This is a genomic window from Gemmata algarum (assembly GCF_034097035.1).
In the GTDB taxonomy this organism is placed as follows: Bacteria; Planctomycetota; Planctomycetia; order Gemmatales; family Gemmataceae; genus Gemmata; species Gemmata algarum.
In genome coordinates this window covers 14,200-37,765 of record NZ_JAXBLV010000177.1, presented here as the reverse complement: position 1 = coordinate 37,765, position 23,566 = coordinate 14,200, and the positions used below count along the sequence as shown (strand labels likewise).

Below are 23,566 nucleotides of genomic sequence, written 5' to 3'. Positions count from 1 at the left end.
AGGTCGCATGAGGCTGATCCACGATGGCTACCGTGACTGCTGGCCCCACGACTGCGCGGCTCCTGGAAAAGTACAACAAGGAGATCGTTCCGACGCTGTCGAAGAAGTTCGGGCGCGAGAACCGGTTGAGCCTGCCGAAGCTCTCAAAAATCGTCCTGAACATGGGTGTCGGTAAGGCGCTCCAGGACAAGGAAAAGATGAAGATCGCGGCCGAACAACTGGGCTTGATCGCGGGCCAGCGCCCGCAGATTACGAAGGCCCGGATGGCGGTCAGCGGTTTCCGGCTCCGCGAAGGCTACGAGATCGGTTGCCGGGTCACGCTCCGCGGCAAGCGGATGTACGAGTTCCTGGACCGTCTCATCAACCTCGCGCTGCCCCGCATCCGCGACTTCCGCGGGATCAACCCGAAGAGCTTCGACGGGAACGGTAACTACAGCATGGGGCTCACGGAACAGCTCGTGTTCCCCGAAATCGATCCGGACAAGGTGACGTTCACGCAGGGTATGGACATCACCTTTGTCACCACGACCAAAAACGACGACGAGGCCCGCGAACTGCTTCGCCAGTTCGGCATGCCGTTCCGCGACGAGAGCAAGTAACTCAAAAGTAGAAGGTGAAGGTCAAAAGTGTGCTTCAGGGCACAGGACAGTAGCTTTTGACCCTTTGTCCTCTATTTTACCTTAAGAAAAATGTGGAACGGCCGACTCCCCGGGGGGTGTAACCCCGGTCCCGAGACGGAACGCCGCACCGAGAAACCCACGCGATGTCAACCAACGCGAAAGAAGCGAAGCACCGTCGCCAACTGGCGGCGGTCGCGAAGCACAAGGCCGAGCTGAAGAAGCCGGAATCTCAGCGGGACGCGAAGAAAGTTCTTCCCGGGCACGTGCTCGTGAGGATCGTCCGCCGCTGCCAGCTCTGTGGCCGCTCCCGCGCGGTGTACCGCAAGTTCGGCTGCTGCCGCATTTGCTTCCGTAAACTTGCCAGCGACGGGCTCATCCCCGGCGTGCGCAAGGCGTCCTGGTAACCACGATTAGGGGAGGATTCTGACCATGATGACCGACCCGATCGCGGACATGCTGACCCGCATCCGGAACGCCAACAGCATCGAACGGCCGCTTGTCGAAATGCCGGCCACGAAGCTGAAGGTTGCGCTCGCCAAGGTACTGCTCGAAGAGGGGTTTATCCTCGGGTACCGCACCGGCAAGCACGTCGACACCGAGACCGAAGACGGCGGTAAGCAGAAGGTGTTTCAGGACGTGGAACAGCTCGGTGAGCCGCACGTCGTGCTCCAGGTGTTCCTGAAGTACGGGCCGGACGGCGAGAAGGTGATCCGGCACATCGAGCGGTACTCGAAGCCGGGCCGCCGCGTGTATCAGGGCTACAAGGACGTGAAGCGGGTGCTCGACGGCCTCGGCATCGCGATCCTTTCGACCAGCCAGGGCGTAATGTCCGACCGCCAGGCCAAACAGAAGAAGGTCGGCGGCGAGATCCTGTGTACGGTGTGGTGAGTTGTTGGTGCTGGACGTTTTGTGGGATTGATGCTTGCGGGCTCCGCCCCGGCCGTCGCACAAAACGTTCGACGCCTGACACCTTAATACTTGTTGCCGTTTACGGCCGCGATTCGGACCCCGTGTCCGGCGAAGCCAGGAGAAATGAACGATGTCGCGTATCGGTAAGCAGCCGATCACCGTCCCCGCCGGGGTGAAGGTGACGATCAGCGGGACGAACGTGAAGGTCGAGGGGCCGAAGGGCAAGCTCGAACTCACCGCCCACCAGAACATGAAGATCGAGTCGGACGGAAAGGCCATCACGGTCGCCCGCCCGGACGACGACCGCCAGAACCGGGCGCTGCACGGGCTCACCCGCGCGCTGATCAACAACATGGTCGTCGGCGTCACCAAGGGCTACGAGAAGAAGCTCAAGGTGGAAGGCGTCGGGTTCCAGGCCGCCGCGAAGGACAAGGGCGTGGAGCTGACGGTCGGGTACGCGAACCGCATCGTCCATCTGCCGCCCGCGGGCATCACGGTTGCGGTCCCCGACCCCACCACCATCGTGGTGAGCGGCGCGGACAAGCAGATGGTCGGCCAGTTCGCCGCCGAGATCCGCGCGAGCCGCAAGCCGGAACCTTATAAGGGTAAAGGCGTTCGTTACGAGAACGAGGTCGTCCGCCGCAAGGAAGGCAAGTCCTTCGCCGCGGGCAAGTAGTGTGGGTGCGGGTGAGGGGCGTGGGCGAGCCGATCGGTTGCCCACACCCCGCCACGCTCCGACCGGTTGTTACTCACTCACACACGCACTCACACTTACACTGTTGCAGCCATGAACACCCAGAAACTCAAGCGGAAGCAGGCCGAGCGGCGCAAGTACCGCGTCCGCAAGGCGATCTACGGCACTCCCGCGAAACCGCGGCTGAGCGTGAGCCGGAGCAACCTGCACATCTCCGCCCAGCTCATCGACGACCTGAACGGCGTCACGCTCGCCGCCGCCACCAGCCAGGGCAAGAACTCGGGGCTGAAGCACGGCGCGAACGTGGCCGCCGCGACGGAGGTCGGGCGCAAACTCGCCGAGGCCGCCAAGGCCAAGGGCATCACGGTCGCGGCGTTCGACCGCGGGCAGTTCCGGTTCCACGGGCGGATCGCGGCTCTGGCCGTGGCCGCGACCGAGGCCGGGCTCTCCTGCACGGATGTCGAAGCGGTGAAGGCGAAGGCCGCCGCGAAGCCGGCCGCACCGGCGGCGCCGGCGGCTGCGAAGCTCGCCAAGCCGAAGGGCGAAGGCAAGCCGAAGGGCGAAGGCAAACCCAAGAAGTAAAGCAGCGGTTCGCGGCGCGAGGTTGAGCGGGCCGTATCGGTTCGCTCCGTTCGCCCTCGGGACTTTTCGCCACCGAAGCCGCGGTTCCCAATACAACAGGCGATATTTCCAGCGGGGGGCGTCCAGTCCCCCAACGAGGGACATACATGGCGCGCGAGCGACGAGACAGGGGCGAGACCGACTCGCGTGACAACGCGTTGGTCGATTTCGTCGTGAAAATCCGCCGGTCCGCCTGCGTGGTGAAGGGCGGGCGTCGGTTCAGCTTCAACGCTCTGGTCGTCGTCGGCGACCGGCGCGGCAAGGTCTCTTACGGTTACGGCAAGGCCAACGAGGTGCCGCCGGCCGTGGAGAAGGCCATCAAGGAAGGCGAAGGTAACGTCGGCCGGTCGAAGAAGGTGTCCGTCCGCGGCAGCACCATTCCGCACCGCGTGATCGGCAAGTACGGCGCGAGCCGCGTTATCCTGGTGCCCGCCGGCCCGGGCACCGGTGTGAAGGCCGGCCCGGGGGTTCGCGAGGTGCTGCAAGCGTGCGGCATCTCGAACATCCTCACCAAGGTTCACGGCAGCACGAACCCGCTGAACCTCGTGAAGGCCACCCTTAACGGGCTGGCCCAACTGCGGACGAAAGAAGACGTGGCCCGTCTCCGGGGGGTGCAACTCTAATGGATCTCTCAACCGTTTGCTCCCCCGGTATCCAGAAGCGCCGCCTGAAGCGGCGGGTCGGCCGCGGGATCGGCTCCGGCCACGGTAAAACGTGCGGCCTCGGTCATAAGGGCCAGTACGCCAGCGCCGGCGCCCGGCTCCCGAGCGGGCTCTTCGAAGGCGGTCAGATGCCGCTGTACCGCCGGTTCCCGAAGCGCGGCTTCAGCCACGCCACCTGGGACAAGACCGCGGCGGTCGTCAACGTCGGGGACCTCGAAGCGTTCGACGTGAACAGCACCGTCGATGTGGCCGCGCTGAAGGGCCGGCGGCTCGTGGTCGGCACCTTCGATCACCTCCGCATCCTCGGCGAAGGGGCGGACAAGTTGACCAAGAAGCTGACCGTCCGGGCCGACCACTTCTCCGCCGCCGCGAAGGCCGCGATCGAGAAGGCCGGCGGTACCTGCGACCTGATCCCGGCGCCCAAGAAGCCGGTCCGCAACAAGATGGGGTCGAAGAAGAAGGCGCTGGAAGCGGCCAAGGCCGCGAAGAAGCCGAAGGCGTGAGGAACGACTTGGCGGGCGGGGGCGTGAGCCCCTTGTTAAACTCCAGGGCGCCGAGCCGCACGGACGTTTAACAGGGGGCTCACGCCCCCGCCCGCCTGAGCGAAAGGATTACCCATGAATTGGCGCTCCATCAGCCTCGTCGCCGGTGTCGGCACGCTCATCGGCGGGGTGGCCACGTTTTCGTACGGCGGGCCGACCCTGTCCTGGCTCGGGTGGACGCTGATCCTGTTCGGCGCCGCGGCCAGCATCCTGGGCTTGGTCCCCGAACAGCTCCTCACGGTCTTCAAGATCCCGGAGCTCCGGAAGAAGATCTTCATCACCCTCATCTTCCTCGCGGTCTACCGCATCGGGTATTACGTCCCGCTGCCGATGATCGACCAGGCGAAGATGGCCGAGAAGATGTCGGCGGCGCAGCGCGGCGCGCTGGGACAGGTGCTTGGGTTCGTGTCGCTGTTCTCCGGCGGTAACCTCTCGAACGCCTGCATCTTCTCGCTCGGCATCATGCCGTACATCTCGGCGTCGATCATCATCCAGCTCCTGTCGAGCGGGGTGGTGCCCTCGCTCGAGAAGCTTCGCAAGGAGGGCGAGAGCGGCCGCAAGAAGCTCAACGAGCTGACCCGCTACCTGACGGTACCGATCTGTATCGTGCAGGCGATCATGGTCGTTCAGGCGGTCATGAAGCCGGAGGCGAGTGACGGGAGCGGCATGGGGCTCGCGCCCGAGGGCTACAACGCGGGCTTCGAGTTGTGGTGGTTCGGTTTCACCGCTGTCATCACACTCACCGTCGGCACGGTCTTCCTGATGTGGCTCGGCGAGCAGATCGACGAGTACGGCATCGGGAACGGCATCTCGCTCATCATCATGGCCGGGATCGTGTCGCGCATTCCCGATGCGGTCAACATGCTCCTGATCGACTCCTCGACCGGTAAGATCAAGGACTCGGTGTTCACGCTCGGCGGGGCCGGGGCGGACATCACGTTCGAGAAGCTAATCGTGCTCGCGTTCCTGTTCGTCGTGGTGGTTGTGGGCGTGATCGCGATGACGAAGGCCCAGCGCCGCATCCCGACCCAGAGTGCGAAGCACGTCCGCGGGCGGCGGGTCTACGGCGGCACGCGGCAGTTCCTGCCGATGAAGGTGAACGCGGCCGGCGTGATGCCCGTGATCTTCGCGAGCACCCTGCTCATCGTCCCCGGGTTGCTGTTTAACGCGATCTACAGCTTCTCCGATAGCTCCTGGGCGGGTACGCTGTCGAGCGTGTTCAACAACCACAGCGGCTGGGTGTACAACTTCGGCTACGTGGTGATGATCTACGTGTTCACGTACTTCTGGGTCGCGATCACCTTCAACCCGAAGGAAATCGCGGACAACCTGAAGGACCACGGCAGCTTCATCCCCGGGTACCGGCCCGGCAAGAAGACCGCAGACTACCTCGAGCGGGTTCTCATGCGGGTGACGTTCGTGGGGGCCGCGTTCCTCGCGATCATCGCCATCATTCCCAACGTGATCTCGAACGAGATGGGCGTTCCGCTGGTGGTCGCGAGCTACTTCGGCGGTACCGGCCTGCTCATCGTGATCAGCGTGGCGCTCGACCTGGTGCAGAAGATTAACAGTCACCTCGTCATGCGGAACTATCCCGGGCTGACCGACGAATCGTGATTTCGTGGCAACGTCGATAAAGTCAGACCTGCGACGGCAAAAGGCGAGAGCTTTTTGCCGTCGTGCCATTTGGAGGGTAGTGGCTTGGCCGTTGGTGAGGTGTGCCGCTGTGACGCGTTTGCCGCCCCCGCACTGTTGAGGTCACAAAGACAACGCCAAACCGCCAAAGCATATGCCCGAGGCTGTTTGTAACGTTTGAAAACGAGCCGCGACTGCCAAGGAGCGGGTGACGTCACCCGCTCCTTGGCAGTCGCGGCTCGTCAAAACGCGCAGCACAGCCGTGGCCTGCTTAGGCCGCGAAGCAGGCCACGGCTTGGAATCGCCTCAGTCCGCAAGGTTGTAACCGTGAGTCACAGCACCCGTCGGTTGACACTCGATGGGTCGATCGCTGGACATTCGCTGGCGTCGGACTGGTCTGGAACTGGTGCTTCGCTGGCTGATCGCTACCCACGAATCACGCACTGGAACTTGCGTGATGCACGTTGCCATGCACCGGATTTGCGACCGCGGATGTTGATGGTCTCTGTCATAAGGTCTTTAAACGAATGTGTTTAAGGCGATGTGGCAGGGCTGGACAGGTTTTACGTCGCAAATGCGAGTGGGTTGCCGATGGTGTCGTTCATCGCAAAAAGTGGAACGAATCGGATTCCTGGGACTGCCCGCGGGGTACAGGATGGCGGCGTGAGCGATCGGCACAGAGGCGATTTTCACGGTCCTCTTGCTGATGTCCGTAGCGTAGACGACAATACAGTGGTTGTGAAGGATTGGTGTCCGCCACGCCCGCCCCGCGAACTCGGTTCGCAGATGTCGTCAGGCCCGCCGGCGGCGGCGGACATTTGAAGGTAACGGTTCATGCGACTGGTGCTCGTCGGACCTCCGGGCAGCGGCAAAGGTACGCAGGCCGACCGGCTCGTAAGGCGGTTCGGACTGACCGTCATCGGCACCGGCGCAATGTTCCGCGACGCGATCAAACGTAACACGGAGACCGGCCGGATCGTCGGGCCGCTGATCAAGCAAGGGTTGCTGGCGCCGGACACGATCGTGAACGAGGTGGTGGCCGAACTGTTCCGCGGCAAGAGCCGGCCCGAACGGTTCGTGATGGACGGCTACCCGCGGACCTACTCCCAGGCGGTCGCGTTCGACGCCCTGCTGCGACAGGAGTTTCTTCGGATCGACGCCGTTGTGAACCTGCGCATCGACGACGACGAGGTCGTTCGGCGGATCAGCGGGCGGCGGTGCTGCTCGAACGCGGCGTGCGGCGTGTGCTTTCACGTGACTGCTCAGCCGCCGAAAGTGCCGGGCGTTTGTACCGCGTGCGGGGCCAAACTGGTTCTTCGCGACGACGACAAAGAGGAAACGGTCCGGCGGCGGCTCGGCGAGTTCCACAAAAACACGGACCTGTTGCTAGAACATTACCGGCGGCAGGGGCTGGTGGACGACATCGACGCCTCGCAGGCGCCGGAAAAGATCTTTGCTGACATCCTGGCGGGGCTGTTGACGCGCCGGCCGGACGAAACTGGGAACGCGGTTCTGACCGCAGAAGGGAGGGCGCCGTGATACGCGATGGCATACGTCGGAGCGGTTCGCACGCCTCCCGTAACTCAGCGGCAGAGTGCCGATCTTATAAATCGGCTGTCGCGGGTTCGACTCCCGCCGGGAGGACTCGGCCGTGACGCGACCGCGGAACTCGGCTCCGGTCAGGAAATCGTTGTCGCCGTTGTTTTGAACCCGTGTTCCGAATTCCGCACCACGCGCTACCCCGATGATCCGACCCAACGCGAACCGGCCGCCGGAACTGAAATCCGCCCGCGAGATCGCGCTCATGCGCGAGGCCGGGAAACTCGTCGCCCGGGCGCTCCGCATTTGTCGCGAGATGGCGAAACCGGGCGTCAAGACCATCGAGATGGACCAGGCGGTCGAGGCCTTCTACGCCAAGCACAACGCGATCCCGCTGTTCAAGGGGTACCCGGGGAAGACCCCTTTCCCCGCGGTCACGTGCCTGAGCGTCAACGAGCAGGTGGTTCACGGCGTGCCCGGCCAGCGGGTGCTGAAAGAGGGCGACCTACTGAAGGTTGATACCGCCTGCAAGTTAAACGGCTGGTGCGCCGACCGGGCGATCACCATTCCGATCGGGCCGGTGTCGGCCGAAAAGGCCCGGCTCCTGAAGGTCGGCGAGGAGACGCTCCAGATCGCGATCGACCTCCTGCCGAAGCGGAAGTGGTGGAGTCAAGTTGCGAGCGAGATGCAGCGGCACGTCGAACAGGCCGGGTTCAGTGTCGTGACATCGTATGTGGGGCACGGCATCGGGCGAATCATGCACGAGAACCCGCAGGTGCCCAACTATGTCGATCGCGAGACTCGTAAAGCCGACTTCAAACTCGAGCCGGGGCTGACGCTGGCCGTCGAGCCGATGGTGAACATGCGGCGTGCGGAGGTGGATACGCTCGGCGACCAGTGGACCGTGGTGACCCGGGACCGGTTGGCGAGCGTTCACGTCGAGCACACGCTCGCGCTTACGGCGAGTGGGGTGGTGGTCATCACCGCCGACGAGGGGGCGTTCGACGACGAGCCGCAGTCGGTGCCGGGCGCTCCGGCGCCGGCACAATAATTTGGCGGTGCGGCCTTGTCGGTTTTTCAAGCCCGGGTAGATTGAAGGTTTACCCGGCGTGTACGGGCTTTCGGAATTTGGAACAGCCGCGGCGCCAGGCGTTGTGGCACAGGTCTGGCGAATGGGTGCCCCATGAAGGTGCGTGCGAGCGTGCGGCGGATCTGCGACAAGTGCAAGATGATCAAGCGTAAGGGCGTCGTTCGCGTGATCTGCGAAGACCCCCGGCACAAGCAACGGCAAGGTTAACCACCAGAAGACAGACGCCAGAAGACAGAGGTCGGAACCGACTCTGGTCTTTGCTCGCTGTCCTCTGTCCTTTGTTCTCTGACCTCTGGTAGCTGATATGCCCCGTATTCAAGGCGTTGACATCCCACCGGACAAGCCGACCCACATCTCGCTGCGGTACATCCGCGGGCTCGGGCCGACCACCGCGCTGGAAGTGTGCGAGAAGCTCAACCTCGACCCGCAGCGGCGGGCGAAAGAGTTGAACGACAAGGAGATCGCCGAGATCGCGGTGCTCCTCGACAAGGAGTACCTCGTCGAAGGTCCGCTCCGCCGGGTCGAAGGCTCCAACATCGCGCGGCTGAAGGAAATCAAGTGCTACCGCGGCGAGCGGCACCGGAAGAACCTCCCGGTGCGCGGCCAGCGGTCGAAGACCAACGCCCGTACCCGCAAGGGCGTTCGCAAGACGGTCGCCGGCAAGAAGGGCGTCAAGGACATGCGGTAACGTTAGTGTTTGGTGTTTCGTGTTGAGTTGAACACGGTTCGCGAACTGTGGCGAAACACCATGACCGCACGGGTCGGCACTAAACACTGAACACCAACCACCGAACACCACGAACATGGCGAAGAGCAAGAAGAAGAAGACACGGCGTAACGTAAGCCGCGGCGTCGCCCACGTGCAGAGCACGTTCAACAACACGATCGTCACCATCACCGACACGAACGGCGACACGCTGTGCCACTCGTCGGGCGGGGCGGTCGGGTTCAAGGGCAGTCGCAAGAGCACGCCGTTCGCGGCGCAGCGGGCGGCCGAAGAGTGCGCCTCGAAGGCGTCCAAGTTCGGCGTCAAGGAGGTCGAGGTGCGGGTGAAGGGGCCGGGCGCCGGCCGCGAGTCCGCGATCACCGCTCTTCAGGCGTCGGGCCTCAACGTCAAGGCCATCGAAGACGTAACCCCGCTCCCGCACAACGGCTGCCGCCCGCCCAAGAAGCGCCGCGTCTAACCGTTCAAAACGACAAGATGTGATCGGCCACCTGCGGTCAGTGGGGTGTTGCTCCGGCAGCCCCCGCTGACCACACTGTTGTTAGCACGACGCCTGTTCCGACTCTGGGGTTCGCCGGGCGTGCGACTGACGGCCGAGGCCGGTCACTGAAACCGGTTCCGCTCTGCGGGGCCAACTTGACCCCTGGTTCGAGCCCTCACAGGCGACATGGCACGTAACACCGATCCCGTCTGCAAGATGTGCAGGCGGGACCAGATGAAGCTGTACCTCAAGGGCGACCGGTGCTTCGGGCCGAAGTGCCCGATCGACAAGCAAAAGCCGCCGCCCGGTATGCACGGGCTGCGACGCAGCAAGACCTCCGAGTACGGCATCCGGCTCCGCGAGAAGCAGAAGCTCAAGCGGTTCTACGGCGTGCTCGAGGCCCAGTTCCGCCGCTACTACGGCCTCGCGACGAAGGCCGTCGGGAACACCGGCGAGCAACTGCTGTCGATCCTCGAGCGGCGGCTGGACAACGTCGTTCACCGGCTGGGGTTTGCGGTGAACCGCACCAGCGCGCGCCAGATGGTGTCCCACGGACACATCCTGGTGAACGGGGTGAAGTGTGACATCGCGAGCATGCTGGTCAAGCCCGGCGATGTCATCAAGGTGAAGACCCGGGACAGCAGCCTGAAAATGGCCCGCGACACCCTGGCGAAGGGGACCGTTCGCATCCCCGACTTCCTCGAACTGACCGGCACGCAAGACCAGCCCGAAGGGCGGATGAACCGCACGCCGACCCGGCAGGACGTGGACGAGCGGATCACCGACATCCGCGAACAACTGATCATCGAAATCGCCACACGGTAGTGGCGAGAAGACCGTCTTCATCGCAGGCGGTGCGAGAGGACGCAGGGAGAGTTCAGAACAGTTTTTTTCTCTGCGTCCTCTCGTACCGTCTGCGGTGAATGCTCTTTTGCTTTCCGGCCGCGACCGCCGGTGTTGTTCGACACGTCGCCGTCTGGTTCGCTCCCAACTCGGTCGCGCGTGGGGTAGCGGAAAGCCGACGGCAGGAGAATTGAGAATGCGCGTTCGCTGGCGTGGGCTGGAGTTGCCGAACCGGGTTCAGGCTGACCGCTCCAACCTTTCTGACACCTACGGCAAGTTCTACGCCGAGCCCTTCGAGAAGGGCTTCGGGATGACGATCGGCAACAGCATCCGCCGCATCCTGCTGTCGTCGCTTGAAGGTAGCGCGATCACGCGGGTCAAGATCCAGGGCGTGCAGCACGAGATCTCGACCATCACCGGCGTGGTCGAAGACGTCACGGACATCATCCTGAACGTCAAGAGTTTGGTCGTTAAGAACCTGTCCGACCAGCCGAAAACGATCCGCATCCAGAAGCACGAAGCCGGCGCGGTCCGCGGTGTGGACGTGCAGCACGACGAAACGATCCAGATCATCAACCCCGAGCACCACATCGCGACCCTCACGAGCGACGTGCCGTTCGTGATGGAGATGACGGTCGAAAACGGCCGCGGGTACCGCACCGCCGACGACAACGCCGGCAAGGACCGCGAGGTCGGTGTGATCCCGGTCGATTCGAGCTTCTCGCCGGTCGTCCGGGTGAAGTACGACATCGAAGAGACCCGCGTCGGTCAGAAGACGAACTACGACCGGCTCGTGATGGAGATCTGGACCAACGGCACGCTCGCCCCGCAAATGGCGATCGTCGAGGCGGCGAAGATCCTCCGCAAGCACCTGAACCCGTTCGTGCAGTACACGGAGCCGGGGCCGGAGCTGCAACTGGACGACGGCCCCATCGAGATCGGGCCGAACGCGTCGGTGCGCGACCAGCAGGACGCCGAGCTCGAACGCAAGCTCAACATGAGCCTTGCGGAACTTGATCTGTCGGTGCGGGCAACCAACTGCCTGGAGACCGAAGGCATCCAGACCGTCCGCGACCTGGTGATTCGGACGTCCGAGGAGCTGCTCGAAGTGCGCAACTTCGGCGAAACGACGCTCCGAGAAGTGAAGTCGAAGCTGGAAGAGCGGGGGCTGGCGCTTGGAATGCGCCTGCCGCCGCGCCGGTCGTAACTGCGGCCGATGCCGCACGTTTGATTCGAGAGGTCAGCGGACTGAGGGCCGGAAGTTAACGCCGCCCTGGGTTCTGTCACCTCCACCTTCCTTGGCACGGGGTGGGGTTCTTGCTTCTGACCTCTGTTTTCTAACCTCTTTTGATTTGAGGATGAGCCATGCGTCACCGTAAGCGCGGTCGTCACCTGAACCGCAACGCCGCCCACCGGCGCAGCCTGTTCCGCAACCTGACCCGCGCGCTGATCACGCACGAGCGGATCGTCACCACGCTGCCGAAGGCCAAAGAGCTGCGGCCGTTCGTCGAGAAGATCGTGACCCTGGCCAAGAAGGCGAACGTGGTCATCGCCGCCGCCGCCGGCAAGGGCGAGGTCGAAGAGAAGGCGGCTCGCATCAAGGCCCTGCACTACCGCCGGCAGGCGATGGCGCTGCTCGGCCCGACGCACGGCACCGAGATCTGGGACAAGAAGGACGAGAGCACCGGGGATACGGTGCTGAAGAAGCTGTTCCGCGAGATCGGTCCGCGGTTCTCCGAGCGCCCGGGCGGGTACACCCGCATTCTGAAGCAACACTATCGGCGGCTCGGCGACGGCGGTGCGACCGCGGTCATCGAGTTCCTGAAGTCCGGTGAGACGAAGGTTCAGAAGAAGGGACCGGCCCCGGTCGCACCGGCCCCGGTTGTTGCGGAAACGCCCGCATCGACCGAAACGCCCGCCAGCTAAACTGGTACACGAAACGAGCGAGCCTCCCGACACGTGTCGGGAGGCTCGCTCGTTTCGCGTACCAGGGCCAGTTAGGGGATTGTTTCCGGTGAGCGGGAGCCGGTCGGGAAGTTGCTCAGGGCGTCTTGGGTGACTCACCAATAAGGTAGTAATCGAGCGACCAATCCCCGATTGCTTTCATCTGGGATGAGGTTCCGAAGTACAAGCCGCCGAACGGTTTGCCGGACCGGTCATACACGGTCAGGTGCAGCACACCGCGGTGTTTGATCGTCGTCTTCAATTCGAACTCGGTGGCCCCTCGTTTTAAGTCGATCGTTTGGAACGGGTCGATTTCTTCGAGACCGTTGCCCTGGGTTTGGGTGAGGTAAAGCCCAAGTTGGGCACTCGCCCGGCTCGCCAGCCGGGCACGGCCACGCACAGTAACAGAATCGCCCTGTTCGAGTTTGGGGGATGTCGCCCGGACGTCGGTGATCTCGATCACGTCTCCGTTCCAGAACGCTTTGGGGCCGAGGACAGTTGGGACCGGCTTTTGAGTCGGTGGCTCCGAGGGCGTGTTGTGCTCGGCACTGGTCCGTGACACCGGAACCGGTTTCTGAACCAATGGCTTGTCGGGTTGTTCTGCACGGGGGGCTCCTGAGACATGAGGGGCAATACTCGTTCCGGTGACAAGCAACCCAAGCACGAACAGGCCCGCGGTTGCGGCGTTGAGCTTCGTCAGCAGCATGGGTTTCACCATATCTTCAGTGAGATTGAGGGCTCCAGGTGCTGCGGCCCCGCGGGCTGAGTAACCGGCGGCGATACGGGTCGCAGCTCGGACTGTTGAAGTGGCCAGTTGCGGTGGTAGTGCCGGGGCGACACAGTCGGAGAGTAAGGCGGTGGCGAGCACCCCGGACCCGAAGATGCCGCGCCGCCGGAGGCGCCGGCCCAGCGCCGTTCGCGCGTCGTCGAGCCTGTTCCGAAGGGTGCCCTTGCTCCAGCCCAGTTGGCGGGCGGCTTCGTCTTGGGTCCGGCCCTCCAGATGGCACAAAATTAGGGGCAGCCGCCACTTATCGGGGAGCAGACTCAGTTCGGTGTTGAGGATCGCACACGCCTCCCCTCGATCCAGGTCCTCGGGGTACCGCACTTCGGCGGTTGCAACCCCATGCTCGGACCGTTGGCGAGCCGAATTTCGGTCGCGGATGCGGAGCGAGACGCGGTGTGCGACGCCGTGTAGCCAACTGGCCAGTGATGCACGTTTACGCACCGATCTGAGCTTTTCGGCGAGGATGAGAAAGGTCGCCTGGAAGGCATCTTCCGTATCCTGATCGTGCCGGAGAATCTGCTGGCACACGCAGTGGACCATTGCCCCGTGACGGCGGACCAGCGTCCGGAAGACCGTCTCGTCGGGGGGGGCAGGGCCGCGTCCACGAGTTGTTGGTCCGACAGCGACTCGGTTTCCGCGTGTCGCGCGAGTGCGTGCAGGAACGTGTTGAGTTGTGCCGTGCCCATTCCACGCCTCGCAACGGTTCCGGTCCTCCCGAAAGTAGTCCGGCTAGCGAGGAGAAGTGCCAAACAATTTTCAGCAGTGTTCGTGAACGGACCGGGTGAAACGTGGCGCACGCCCACCCCGCCGGATGCGAGGTAGCGAATCACCTTCTCGCAACGGACGCTTCGGGGTTAGAATACGCACCCATGAGCGACGAGGACGCACTGCTGTCCGCCATTGCGGCACATCCGAGCGAGGACACCCCGCGCCTCGCCTACGCCGACTGGCTCGACGAGCACGACCGGCCCATCCGGGCCGAGTTCATTCGCCTCCAGTGCGGGTGGGGGCAGACCGCCGAAGTGCCTGGCGCGGACCAACGGAAGCGCTCGGAACGAGTGCAGTTCTTCATCAAGAACCACCGGCGCGATTTGATTCCCGGCCCGCTGGGGCGCGACCTTACCGTTCCAGATATCGCTTTCGACCGCGGTTTCCTGAGCAAACTCCAGGTCACGGCACTCCAGTTCGTTCAGCAGCCCGGCGAGTTCGTGCGGTTGTGCCCGCCCCCGCAGGTCAGCATCCGGCACCTGACCGCCACTTGGTTCGCGCGGTTTATTGTGCGCCCCGAACTGGTTTGCGTGACTTCGATCGCCGTCAACTCGCCCGGGGTGAACGCCGCGCGGGCGCTCGCGGCGTGTCCGCACCTCGAACGGCTCGAAGCAGGTGCGGCATCGGTGATAGCGGTCTGGGAGCGCTCGCCGGCTCCGGGCCGTTGCGCAAGCTCATTCATCTTGAGGTTCCTCGCAACGAGATCAGCGACGCCGGGATCGAGCGCCTCGTATCGTCCCCGCTCTGGCGGCGTTTGAAACGCCTGAACCTCGCGCACAACGACTTGACCGCTGCGAGCGCGGATCACCTCGTGAATGCCCCGGCCGACCAGCTTGAAGTCCTCGTCCTGCACGGCATCAACTTCGGCTCCTCCGGGGGCCGCCGCTTGGCGGGACGGTTCGGTGCGCGGATCCAGTTTTGATGAGCGGTTGGGACGAGTGGGTTGAGTTTGATGCCTCCGCTGTGGGCGAGGCACGGGCGCGAGAAGCAAGGACCGGAAATGAAGGGGTACCGGAGTCGGCCCGCGTGCCCTTCCACTTTCGGCTAAGGATTGTTCCCTGGTCAAGATCGCATGGGACGCACGTCCCGGTGGAATCCGGGGTTACAGCCCCGAGCACCGTCATGACTGTTCGCGACGGGCGAAAACCCATATCCCATAAGCTGTACCGTCCGCCGCTAACACCGCGTAACCGCACCCGATGACCCACTCGGCCGGCCCGACGAACCGCCCACCCGCGATCGGGTATTGGGCTCCCGATGGGACCCTCCCGTCCGGCTCGTCCGAGGAGTTCCGGACCGCGATCGGCGCGCTCCGCACGCCGGTTGTGGTGCTCCGCGACCGCGACGGGTTTCAAATCGCCCCAGGCGGTGTCGTTTCACTTTCTCTCCCCACCAACCAACCCCCGGCCGGTGCTCGGGAAGTGGTCGCGTACTTGCCCCCGCTGCCGCCGGAACAACTCGGCGATCCCACCTTCCTGCAAGAGCACGGGCTCAAGTACCCGTACATGACCGGGGCGATGGCCAACGGCATCGCCTCGTGCGAGATCGTCGAGGCGATCAGTAAGGCCGGAATGCTGGGGAGCTTCGGCGCCGCGGGGCAGTCGCTGGAGCGCATCGGCGCCGCGGTCGATCGGCTGAAGGCGAACTTGGGCGACGCTCCGTACTGCGTGAACCTGATTCACAGCCCGGGCGAACCGGCGCACGAAATGGCGACCGCGGAGCTGCTCCTTAACAAAGGGGTCACGCACGTCGAGGCCAGCGCGTACCTAGACCTGACGCCCGCGATCGTGAGGTACCGCGTCGCCGGGTTCCGCGGGGGCGTGGGCGGGCTCGTTATCCCGCTGAACCGGATTGTGGCGAAGGTGTCCCGGGTTGAGGTGGCGACCAAATTCCTGTCCCCGCCGCCCGAGAAAATGCTGCGCGAGCTGGTGGCCGCCGGGCACGTCACCGAGCGGCAGGCGGCGCTCGCGGCGAAATTCCCGGTCGCCGACGACGTTACGGTCGAGGCGGATTCCGGCGGGCACACGGACAACCGCCCGGCGATCACCCTTCTGCCAACCATTCTCGCGCTGCGCGACCGGTTGCAGGCACAGTTCCGCTATGACGCCCCGCCGCGCGTAGGATTGGCCGGCGGGATCGCGACCCCGGCGAGCGCCGCCGGCGCGTTCGCGATGGGGGCGGCGTACATCGTTACCGGCAGCGTGAACCAGGCGTGCGTCGAGTCCGGTAGCTCGGACACCGTGCGAAAGATGCTCGCCGAGGCCGGCCAAGCGGACGTAATCATGGCCCCCGCCGCGGACATGTTCGAGCTGGGCGTAAAGCTCCAGGTGCTCAAACGCGGGACCATGTTCGCGATGCGCGCCCAGAAGCTTTACGATCTGTACCGCACGTGCGCCAGTTGGGAAGCGATCCCGGAGGCGGAGCGTGTCCAGATCGAAAAGAACCTGTTCCGCTCGTCGTTTCAGAACATCTGGGATCTGACCCGCGATTTCTGGGCCAAACGGGAGCCGGGGCAGCTCCAACGGGCCGAGGCCGACCCGCGGCACCGCATGGCCCTGGTGTTCCGCTGGTACCTGGGGCTCTCCAGCCGGTGGGCGAACGCGGGCGAGCCGGGCCGCCAGATCGATTACCAGGTGTGGTGCGGCCCCGCGATGGGTGCGTTCAACGAGTGGGCCAAGGGTTCACACCTCGAGGCCCCGCAGAACCGGACGGTCGTCGGGGTGGCCCTGAACCTCTTGTACGGCGCGTGCGTGGTGTCCCGGCGGGCGGCCCTGCGTCAGCAGGGCGTGAACCTGCCGGACGTGTGCTTCCCGCTCGCCCCGCTCGCAACGGACGAACTCGTCCAGCGGATGTCGTAAACGCGCGACGGCTCGGGCCAACCGAGCGGCGCTCGAACGCCCGGACCGGAACCGCCCGACCAACACGAACACGGTGTGATGCAGACTCCCGAATCGAACTCCCCGCTCGCGATCGTCGGCATCGGGTGCCTGTTCCCCAAGGCTTCCGGCCCCGGACTCTTCTGGGCGAACGTCAAGCACGGTGTGGACGGCATCACCGAGGTGCCGCCGACCCACTGGAGCCCGGACGATTATTTCTCGCCGGACCCCAAAGCCCCCGACATGACCTACGCCCGCCGCGGCGGGTTCCTGTCGGCGGTCGAGTTCAACCCCCTCGAGTTCGGCATCGCGCCGCGCGACATCGAGGCCACCGACACCACCCAACTGCTCGGGCTGGTGGCCGCCAAGCAGGCGCTGGTGGACGCGGGCGTTCGGTTCGCCGACGCGAAGCAGCCGGCCAACAGCACCAAGCCCTTTACCGACCGCAACCGCGTGTCGGTGATTCTGGGCGTGACCGGCACGCTGGAACTGGTCATCCCTTTGGGCGCGCGGCTCGGCCACCCGAAGTGGAAGCGCGCGATGCTGGACGCCGGCATCCCGCAGGAGCTGGCCGACGACGCGACCGCGCGGATCGCCGAGAGCTACGTGCCGTGGCAGGAGAACAGCTTCCCCGGCCTGCTCGGGAACGTGGTCGCCGGGCGCATCGCCAACAAGCTCGACCTGGGCGGCACGAACTGCGTCGTGGATGCGGCGTGCGCGAGCTCCCTGTCCGCGGTTCACCTCGCGGCACTGGAGCTGCAAACCGGTCGGTGCGACGTGGCCGTCACCGGCGGGTGCGACACGTTCAACGACATCTTCATGTACATGTGCTTCAGCAAGACCCCGGCGCTCTCGCCGTCCGGGGACGCGAAGCCGTTCAGCGAAGACGGCGACGGCACCATCCTCGGCGAGGGGCTGGGGGTCGTGGTGCTGAAGCGCCTGGCGGACGCCGAGCGCGACGGGGACACCGTGTACGCCGTCCTCAAGGGCGTCGCGTCGTCGAGCGACGGCAAGGGGAACGCGATCTACGCGCCGAGCGCGGCCGGGCAAAAGAAGGCCCTGCTCGGCGCCTACCGGCTGGCCGGCGTGACGCCCGACACGATCGAACTCGTGGAGGCGCACGGGACCGGCACGAAGGTCGGCGACACGGTCGAACTCACGGCCCTGACGGACGTGTACGGCCGCGCGTCGTCGAAGCCGCGCCCGTGGGCCGCGATCGGCTCGGTGAAGTCGCAGATCGGGCACACGAAGTCCGCCGCGGGCGCCGCGTCGCTCATCAAGGCCGCGCTGGCGGTCTACTTCAAGGTGCTGCCGCCGACGCTGAAGGTGTCGCGCCCGGTGGAGCCGCTGCTCGCGCCGGACACGCCGTTCTACGTGAGCGGGGAGATGCGGCCGTGGCTCCCGCGCGCGGAGCACCCGCGGCGCGCGGCGCTGTCCGCGTTCGGGTTCGGCGGGAGCAACTTCCACGCGGTGCTCGAAGAGTACCGGGCGGAGAAGCTCGAGCCCGACTGGGACGGCTCCACGGAGATCGCCGCGTTCGGCGCCGACACCCCGCAGGCGCTGGCCGCCGAACTTGCCAAGCTGCCGACCGAGTGGACCGCGTTCGCCCGCGCGGCGGAGGCGTCCCGGGCCGCGTTCACCCCCGCGGCGAAGTGCCGGCTGTGCTTCGCGGCGCACCGGACGTTGACGGACCTGCCGAAGCTGCTCGCGGGGGCGAAGGAGCGCCTCGGGGCGGAACCGGAGGCCGCGGGCTGGAGCACGCCGGAGGGCGTCCACTACGGACGCGGGGTGGCGCCGGGGCAACTCGCGGTGCTGTTCCCGGGGCAGGGCGCTCAGTCGGTCGGGATGCTTCGCGATCTCGCGTGCCTGTTCCCCGAAACGCTCGGCGCACTCGCCCTGGCGAACGAGGCGGTTGCGGCGCAGGCGCCGGCACGTGCCGACGCGCGCCGGCTGAGCGACTACATTTACCCGCCGACCACGTTCGACCCGGCCCGCAAGAAGGCCAACGAGGCCGACCTGCGAGACACCCGGAACGCGCAGCCCGCGCTCGGCGCCGTGAGCTTCGGCGCCTGGCAGACCCTCGCGAACCGCTTCGGCGTGCGCGCGGACGCGTTCGCGGGGCACAGCTACGGCGAACTCGTGGCGCTGGCCGCGGCCGGCCGGTTGCAGCCCGCGGAACTGTTCGCGCTGTCTCGCGTTCGCGGGGACCTGATGGGCGCCCGGCGCGACGGCGACCCCGGGACGATGCTCGCGGTGCTCGCGCCGCTCCCGGAAATCGAGACCGTTCTCACGCGCGAGCGGCTGAACCTCGTCGTCGCGAACCGGAACTCGCCGCGGCAGTTCGTACTGTCCGGCGCGACGGCCGAGATCGAGCGGGCCGCGAAGGCCCTGTCCGACGCGAAGCTAAAGGCGACCCGCATCCCCGTCGCCGCGGCGTTCCACTCGGATCTGGTCGCCGACGCCGCGGTCCCGTTCCGCGCCGCACTCGAGCCCGCAGCGTTTGCGCCGTCCCCGGCTCGGGTCTTCGCGAACACGACCGCCGCCGAATACCCCTCGGCGCCTGGGGCGGCGAAGGACCTGCTCGCGAGCCAACTCGCAAAACCGGTGGCGTTCGTCGAGCAGATCCGCGCCATGTGCGCCGCCGGCGTGCGCACCTTCGTGGAAGTCGGCCCCGGGTCGGTGCTGACGCGGCTCGTCGAGGCGATCCTGGCGGACTCGCCGGTAACCGGTACGGCCGCGCTCGCGCTGGACGCATCCGGCGGGAAGCGGCCCGGCGTGCTCGATCTGGCACACCTTCTCGCCCGGCTCGCGGCGGCCGGGCACGCCGTAACGCTGGGCGCGTGGGAGCGCGAGAGCCGGTGCCGCCCGTCGGCCGCGCCGACCGGCAAGCCGGGGCTTACGGTAAGCGTGTGCGGGGCCAACTGGGTCGCCCCGCGCGAGAAGCGCCCCGCCCGCCCGCCGCAGCACCTGCACCTGGCGTCCAGCAACGGTAACGGTAACGGTAACGGTAAGTCGCACTCTAGCGCCCCGGCACTCGCCGCCCCGGTACGGTCCAAGGGTTCCGCAATGTCTGACACGAACGCCCCGGGCTCGGGTGACCCGAACGCGCTGGCCCAGGCCCTGCAAATGACCCAGCAGAGCCTCGCCGCGCTCCAGCGCATGCAGGAGCAAACCGCGTCGCTGCACCGGCAGTTCCTCGAATCGCAAGAGACCGCGCAGCGGACGCTGCAAACGCTGGTCGATCAGCAGCAGACGCTCCTGCTGACGGGGCTCGGCGCCGGCACGCCGTTGCCCGCCGCCCCGCGCCCAATACCGGTCAGCACGCCGGCCGTGGCGGCCCCGGTGCTGCCCCCGGTCGTGGCGGCTCCGGTTGCACCCGCACCACGCTACACGCCCCCTGCCACGACGATCCTGCCCGCCTCCGCGCTCCCAAAGGAGGCGTTCAGCCCGCCCGCGCCGAGGCCGGTGCCCGCGCCGGTGCCGCCACCGCCTGCGCCGCGAGCGGAATCGCCCGCGAACGACAAGATCGCCTCGGCGCTGCTGTCGGTGGTGAGCGAGAAGACGGGTTACCCGGCGGACAGCCTGGACCTGTCGATGTCGCTGGACGGCGACCTGGGCGTGGACTCGATCAAGCGGGTGGAGATCCTGTCGGCGCTGCAGGAGCGGCTGCCGGACGCGCCGGCGGTGAAGCCGGAACACCTGGGGGCGCTGCACACGCTCAAGGACGTCGCCGAGTTCCTCGCCGGGCCGCAGGACAACGCTCGGGGAGCGGGTGCGGCCGACGCGGAAGCCGACGACGTGCTGGTGCGCACGATGCAGGTGGAGCAGCTTCACCTGCATCGCGGGGGGAACGGGGTGCCCCTGAACGGTGCGGCGCCCGCGGCCGGCGGGACGTTCCCGGAGGTGGCCTCGGCGCTGCTGTCGGTGGTGAGCGAGAAGACGGGTTACCCGGCGGACAGCCTGGACCTGTCGATGTCGCTGGACGGCGACCTGGGCGTGGACTCGATCAAGCGGGTGGAGATCCTGTCGGCGCTGCAGGAGCGGCTGCCGGACGCGCCGGCGGTGAAGCCGGAGCACCTGGGGGCGCTGCACACGCTCAAGGACGTCGCCGAGTTCCTCGCCGGGCCGCAGGGGCCGGTCACCACCCGCATTTCCCTCAGCGAGGTGAGCGAGAACCTGCTCGCGAAACCGGTCACGCTGTCGGGAGCCGAAGAGGCGAAGCCGGTTCCCGACACCGAGCCGCTTTCGCAAAAGGAGATCGGTGCCGAGGGGCGTTCCGCCGTCATCCCCAAACCGGCCCCGCGCGCCAACGAAACGCTCCGGCAACCGGTCTCGCCGTTCGGCACCGAGCGGGTCGATCGAAGCATCCCGCAAATCGTCGACCTCGACGTGAGCGCGCCGCGCGCCCGGTTGCCGCTGCCCGCCGGCAGCGAGTTCTGGCTGGTCGGGCCGGCCGACGCGCTCACCGCGGCGGTCGCGGACCGGCTCCGCGCGGCCGGCGTGAACCCCCAACTGCTGGGCTGGGGCGACGCCCCCCCCGCTCCACCCGCTAAGGGCCTGTCGGGCCTCGTTCTGCTGGCCCCGGTGGCGCCCGGACCCGATTCGGGTTTCAACCGCCGGGCGTTCAACTGGCTCAAGGCCGCGGGTCCGAAGCTCCGGCAAACCGGGCGCGGCGGCGCCGCCGTGTTCGTCACGGTGGCGCGGCTGGACGGCGCGTTCGGGCTCGCCGAACTGTCCCCGGCGAGCGACCCGACGGCCGGCGGCCTGGCCGGCATGGCCAAGACCGCAAGGCACGAGTGGCCCGAGGTGAGCTGCCGCGCGCTGGACCTGTCGCCCGCGTTCACGGACCCCGTGGCCGCGGCCGCGGCGGTGGCCGAGGAGGTGCTTTCGTCCGGGCCGCCGGAAGTGGGCATCGCCCCGACGCACCGGTGTACGATCGAGCTGGCCCGCACCACCCGCCGGCCGCACAGCCAGCTCATCAAGCTCGGCGCGCGGGACGTGGTGCTGGTCACCGGCGGCGCCCGCGGGGTGACGGCCGAAGCCGCTGTGGCGCTGGCCGAGACGTACCAGCCGACGCTCGTGCTGACGGGCCGCACCCCGCCGCCGGCGCCGGAGCCCGATTACCTCGCGGGGCTGAGCGGCGAGGCGGAGATGAAACGCGCGATCGCCGACGCGCTCGGCGCCGAGGGCACGCCGCGGGCGGTCGGCGACCTGTACAAGAAGGTGGTCGCCCAGCGCGAGGTGCGGCACACGCTCGACCGCGTCCAGCAGACCGGGGCGAAGGTCGCGTACTTCCCGGTGGACATCACCGACGACCGCGCCGTGGCCGACATGCTGCACCAGGTGCGGGTGAAGTTCGGCCCGGTCACCGCGCTGGTCCACGGCGCGGGCGTGCTGGCCGACAAGCGCATCGAGGACCTCACCGGCGAGGGCTTCGACGCGGTGTACGCCACGAAGGTGGACGGGCTGCGCGCCCTGCTCGAGTTGCTCGGCAACGAGGACCTGAAGGCGCTGGTGCTGTTCAGCTCCACGACCGCGCGGCTCGGGCGGGTGGGGCAACTGGCCTACGCCTGCGCCAACGAGGTGCTGAACAAGATCGCGCAGGTGGAGGCCCGCAAGCGCCCCGGGGCGCGGGTCAGCGCGATCAACTGGGGGCCGTGGGACGGCGGGATGGTGACGCCGGCGCTGCGGAAGCTGTTCGAGTCCGAAGGCGTCGGCACCATCCCGCTCGCGGACGGGGCGACGTTCCTGATCCAGGAGCTGAACGCCGCCGGGCGGGCCGTCGAGGTGGTCGCGCTGGCGAAGCCCCCGGGGCGGCCGGGCGGCGGGTCCGGGGTGATCCCGGCCCAGGCGCCGGCGAGCCCGCCCGCCACGGCCGCGGCCCCCGGTACGCCGGTGATGTCCCCGCCGAACCCGCTGCCGTCGGCCGACATGACGGTGGCGTTCGAGCGCGGGGTGGACGTCGCCACCCACTCGGTGCTGAAGTCGCACGTGCTCGACGGGCTCGCGGTGCTGCCGGTCGCCCTGCACCTCGAGTGGCTCGCCCACGCGGCGCTGCACGGCAACCCGGGGTTCCAGTTCCACGGGTTCAACGACCTGCGGGTGACCAGCGGGGTGAAGGTCGAGGCCGGCGCGCAGGTGCCGGTGCGGGCGCTGGCCGGCAAGGCGGTGAAGCAGGACAAGCTGCTCGTGGTGCCGGTCGAGCTGCGCGGGCGGAAGAAGGACGGCCGGGACGTGATCTACTCGCGGGCCGAGATCGTGCTGGCGTCGGCGCTGCCCAAGCCGGGGCTGGCGGACCGGCCGCCGGCCGTGGCCCCGGTCGGGTACGACGCGGCGCGGGCGTACCGCGAGCTGCTGTTCCACGGCCAGGACCTGAGGGGCATCGCGTCGCTCGTGGGGCGCGCCGACCGGGCGTTCGTGGGCACCGCGTACCCGGCCCCGCCGCCGGCCGACTGGTTCGAGTTCCCGCTCCGCTCTGGGTGGGTCGCCGAGCCGCTAGTGCTGGACACCGCGTTCCAGTTGATGATCCTCTGGACGCAGGGCGCCCACGGGTCGGCGTCGCTGCCCAGCTTCGTGGGCCGGTACCGGCAGTTCCGCAAGACGTTCCCGCCGGACCCGACCACGATCGTGATCCGCGTGACGCGGGACGACGCCCGGTTCGCCCGCGCCGACATCGACTTCCTCGCGCCGGACGGCCAAGTGGTGGCCCAGATGCAGGACTACGAGTGCATCATGGACCCGGCGCTCAACGCCTCGTTCCGCAAGAACCAGCTCGCTGTGAAGTAGTCGCACGTCGCAGTCGCGAAGGTCGTAAAGTCGCAACGTCGGAGCCCG

The 23,566-nt window shown here is 66.8% G+C and carries 19 protein-coding genes, 1 tRNA gene and 1 pseudogene; 20 read left to right on the top strand and 1 reads right to left on the bottom strand.

All coding sequences use genetic code 11. From position 1 onward, the window contains the following. Nucleotides 1-23: 23 nt before the first annotated feature. From rplE to rplQ, 17 genes and pseudogenes are all read left to right on the top strand, one after another. The gene (gene rplE, locus R5W23_RS14250) at nt 24-599 is read left to right on the top strand and encodes a 50S ribosomal protein L5 (protein ID WP_261183999.1); all 576 of its coding nucleotides are present in this window, start codon (nt 24-26) and stop codon (nt 597-599) included. A gap of 203 nt (nt 600-802) precedes the next feature. Then, complete coding sequence (locus R5W23_RS14245) at nt 803-1,024, top strand: 30S ribosomal protein S14 (protein ID WP_407936129.1); 222 nt, start codon at nt 803-805, stop codon at nt 1,022-1,024. 25 nt (nt 1,025-1,049) lie between these two features. Beyond that, entirely contained in the window at nt 1,050-1,508 is a 459-nt protein-coding gene (gene rpsH / locus R5W23_RS14240; RefSeq protein ID WP_010043939.1) for a 30S ribosomal protein S8, read from the top strand. Nucleotides 1,509-1,659: 151 nt separating this feature from the next. After that, the gene (gene rplF, locus R5W23_RS14235) at nt 1,660-2,205 is read left to right on the top strand and encodes a 50S ribosomal protein L6 (RefSeq protein ID WP_320686867.1); all 546 of its coding nucleotides are present in this window, start codon (nt 1,660-1,662) and stop codon (nt 2,203-2,205) included. 111 nt (nt 2,206-2,316) lie between these two features. Further along, nucleotides 2,317-2,670, top strand: a pseudogene (rplR, locus tag R5W23_RS14230) (50S ribosomal protein L18); the annotation flags it as partial. Nucleotides 2,671-2,951: 281 nt separating this feature from the next. Continuing rightward, a complete protein-coding gene (rpsE, locus tag R5W23_RS14225; protein ID WP_010043935.1) occupies nt 2,952-3,467 on the top strand; it encodes a 30S ribosomal protein S5 in 516 nt (171 codons plus the stop codon). Continuing rightward, the gene (gene rplO, locus R5W23_RS14220) at nt 3,467-4,009 is read left to right on the top strand and encodes a 50S ribosomal protein L15 (RefSeq protein WP_261183996.1); all 543 of its coding nucleotides are present in this window, start codon (nt 3,467-3,469) and stop codon (nt 4,007-4,009) included. The genes rpsE and rplO overlap by 1 nt, the downstream gene beginning before the upstream one ends. A 114-nt stretch (nt 4,010-4,123) precedes the next feature. Further along, nucleotides 4,124-5,665, top strand: a complete 1,542-nt coding sequence (gene secY, locus R5W23_RS14215; protein WP_261183995.1) for a preprotein translocase subunit SecY — start codon at nt 4,124-4,126, stop codon at nt 5,663-5,665. An 852-nt stretch (nt 5,666-6,517) separates the two neighbouring features. Then, nucleotides 6,518-7,222 carry an adenylate kinase family protein gene (locus R5W23_RS14210; protein WP_261183994.1) on the top strand — a complete coding sequence of 235 codons (705 nt, stop codon included), beginning with the start codon at nt 6,518-6,520 and terminating at the stop codon, nt 7,220-7,222. Nucleotides 7,223-7,255: 33 nt separating this feature from the next. Next, nucleotides 7,256-7,327, top strand: a tRNA-Ile gene (locus tag R5W23_RS14205). 100 nt (nt 7,328-7,427) lie between these two features. Further along, nucleotides 7,428-8,273: a type I methionyl aminopeptidase gene (gene map, locus R5W23_RS14200; RefSeq protein WP_261183993.1), complete on the top strand. Its 846-nt coding sequence runs from the start codon at nt 7,428-7,430 to the stop codon at nt 8,271-8,273. 132 nt (nt 8,274-8,405) lie between these two features. Next, entirely contained in the window at nt 8,406-8,519 is a 114-nt protein-coding gene (rpmJ, locus tag R5W23_RS14195) for a 50S ribosomal protein L36 (protein WP_010049776.1), read from the top strand. 97 nt (nt 8,520-8,616) lie between these two features. Beyond that, nucleotides 8,617-9,000, top strand: a complete 384-nt coding sequence (gene rpsM / locus R5W23_RS14190) for a 30S ribosomal protein S13 (RefSeq protein ID WP_261183992.1) — start codon at nt 8,617-8,619, stop codon at nt 8,998-9,000. A 115-nt stretch (nt 9,001-9,115) separates the two neighbouring features. After that, the gene (gene rpsK / locus R5W23_RS14185) at nt 9,116-9,496 is read left to right on the top strand and encodes a 30S ribosomal protein S11 (protein ID WP_010049780.1); all 381 of its coding nucleotides are present in this window, start codon (nt 9,116-9,118) and stop codon (nt 9,494-9,496) included. Nucleotides 9,497-9,703: 207 nt separating this feature from the next. After that, nucleotides 9,704-10,342 (top strand): 30S ribosomal protein S4, encoded by a 639-nt coding sequence (rpsD, locus tag R5W23_RS14180; protein ID WP_029601282.1) that lies wholly within the window; start codon nt 9,704-9,706, stop codon nt 10,340-10,342. 214 nt (nt 10,343-10,556) lie between these two features. Further along, nucleotides 10,557-11,567 (top strand): DNA-directed RNA polymerase subunit alpha, encoded by a 1,011-nt coding sequence (locus R5W23_RS14175; protein ID WP_261183991.1) that lies wholly within the window; start codon nt 10,557-10,559, stop codon nt 11,565-11,567. A 158-nt stretch (nt 11,568-11,725) separates the two neighbouring features. Continuing rightward, a complete protein-coding gene (gene rplQ, locus R5W23_RS14170) occupies nt 11,726-12,286 on the top strand; it encodes a 50S ribosomal protein L17 (RefSeq protein WP_320686865.1) in 561 nt (186 codons plus the stop codon). A 115-nt stretch (nt 12,287-12,401) separates the two neighbouring features. Here rplQ and R5W23_RS14165 read toward each other — a convergent pair whose 3' ends face one another. After that, complete coding sequence (locus tag R5W23_RS14165; protein ID WP_320686900.1) at nt 12,402-13,649, bottom strand: RNA polymerase sigma factor; 1,248 nt, start codon at nt 13,647-13,649, stop codon at nt 12,402-12,404. 308 nt (nt 13,650-13,957) lie between these two features. Here R5W23_RS14165 and R5W23_RS14160 point away from each other — a divergent pair, with 308 nt between their 5' ends. The 3 genes from R5W23_RS14160 to R5W23_RS14150 all read left to right on the top strand — a co-directional run bounded on the left by R5W23_RS14160 (nt 13,958) and on the right by R5W23_RS14150 (nt 23,518). Next, a complete protein-coding gene (locus tag R5W23_RS14160) occupies nt 13,958-14,614 on the top strand; it encodes a TIGR02996 domain-containing protein (RefSeq protein WP_320686864.1) in 657 nt (218 codons plus the stop codon). 441 nt (nt 14,615-15,055) lie between these two features. After that, complete coding sequence (locus R5W23_RS14155) at nt 15,056-16,714, top strand: PfaD family polyunsaturated fatty acid/polyketide biosynthesis protein (RefSeq protein ID WP_261183988.1); 1,659 nt, start codon at nt 15,056-15,058, stop codon at nt 16,712-16,714. A 78-nt stretch (nt 16,715-16,792) separates the two neighbouring features. Next, nucleotides 16,793-23,518, top strand: a complete 6,726-nt coding sequence (locus R5W23_RS14150; RefSeq protein ID WP_320686863.1) for an SDR family NAD(P)-dependent oxidoreductase — start codon at nt 16,793-16,795, stop codon at nt 23,516-23,518. Nucleotides 23,519-23,566: the final 48 nt, after the last annotated feature.

Excerpts from the sequence above, each read along its gene's own strand:
- rpsM (WP_261183992.1), top strand. The coding sequence starts at position 8,617 with ATGCCCCGTATTCAAGGCGTTGACATCCCACCGGACAAGCCGACCCAC.
- secY (WP_261183995.1), top strand. The coding sequence starts at position 4,124 with ATGAATTGGCGCTCCATCAGCCTCGTCGCCGGTGTCGGCACGCTCATC.
- R5W23_RS14150 (WP_320686863.1), top strand. The coding sequence starts at position 16,793 with ATGCAGACTCCCGAATCGAACTCCCCGCTCGCGATCGTCGGCATCGGG.
- rpsD (WP_029601282.1), top strand. The coding sequence starts at position 9,704 with ATGGCACGTAACACCGATCCCGTCTGCAAGATGTGCAGGCGGGACCAG.
- rpsE (WP_010043935.1), top strand. The coding sequence starts at position 2,952 with ATGGCGCGCGAGCGACGAGACAGGGGCGAGACCGACTCGCGTGACAAC.
- R5W23_RS14160 (WP_320686864.1), top strand. The coding sequence starts at position 13,958 with ATGAGCGACGAGGACGCACTGCTGTCCGCCATTGCGGCACATCCGAGC.
- R5W23_RS14175 (WP_261183991.1), top strand. The coding sequence starts at position 10,557 with ATGCGCGTTCGCTGGCGTGGGCTGGAGTTGCCGAACCGGGTTCAGGCT.
- rplE (WP_261183999.1), top strand. The coding sequence starts at position 24 with ATGGCTACCGTGACTGCTGGCCCCACGACTGCGCGGCTCCTGGAAAAG.
- rpsH (WP_010043939.1), top strand. The coding sequence starts at position 1,050 with ATGATGACCGACCCGATCGCGGACATGCTGACCCGCATCCGGAACGCC.
- R5W23_RS14155 (WP_261183988.1), top strand. The coding sequence starts at position 15,056 with ATGACCCACTCGGCCGGCCCGACGAACCGCCCACCCGCGATCGGGTAT.
- rpmJ (WP_010049776.1), top strand. The coding sequence starts at position 8,406 with ATGAAGGTGCGTGCGAGCGTGCGGCGGATCTGCGACAAGTGCAAGATG.
- rplF (WP_320686867.1), top strand. The coding sequence starts at position 1,660 with ATGTCGCGTATCGGTAAGCAGCCGATCACCGTCCCCGCCGGGGTGAAG.
- R5W23_RS14210 (WP_261183994.1), top strand. The coding sequence starts at position 6,518 with ATGCGACTGGTGCTCGTCGGACCTCCGGGCAGCGGCAAAGGTACGCAG.
- map (WP_261183993.1), top strand. The coding sequence starts at position 7,428 with ATGATCCGACCCAACGCGAACCGGCCGCCGGAACTGAAATCCGCCCGC.
- rpsK (WP_010049780.1), top strand. The coding sequence starts at position 9,116 with ATGGCGAAGAGCAAGAAGAAGAAGACACGGCGTAACGTAAGCCGCGGC.
- rplO (WP_261183996.1), top strand. The coding sequence starts at position 3,467 with ATGGATCTCTCAACCGTTTGCTCCCCCGGTATCCAGAAGCGCCGCCTG.
- rplQ (WP_320686865.1), top strand. The coding sequence starts at position 11,726 with ATGCGTCACCGTAAGCGCGGTCGTCACCTGAACCGCAACGCCGCCCAC.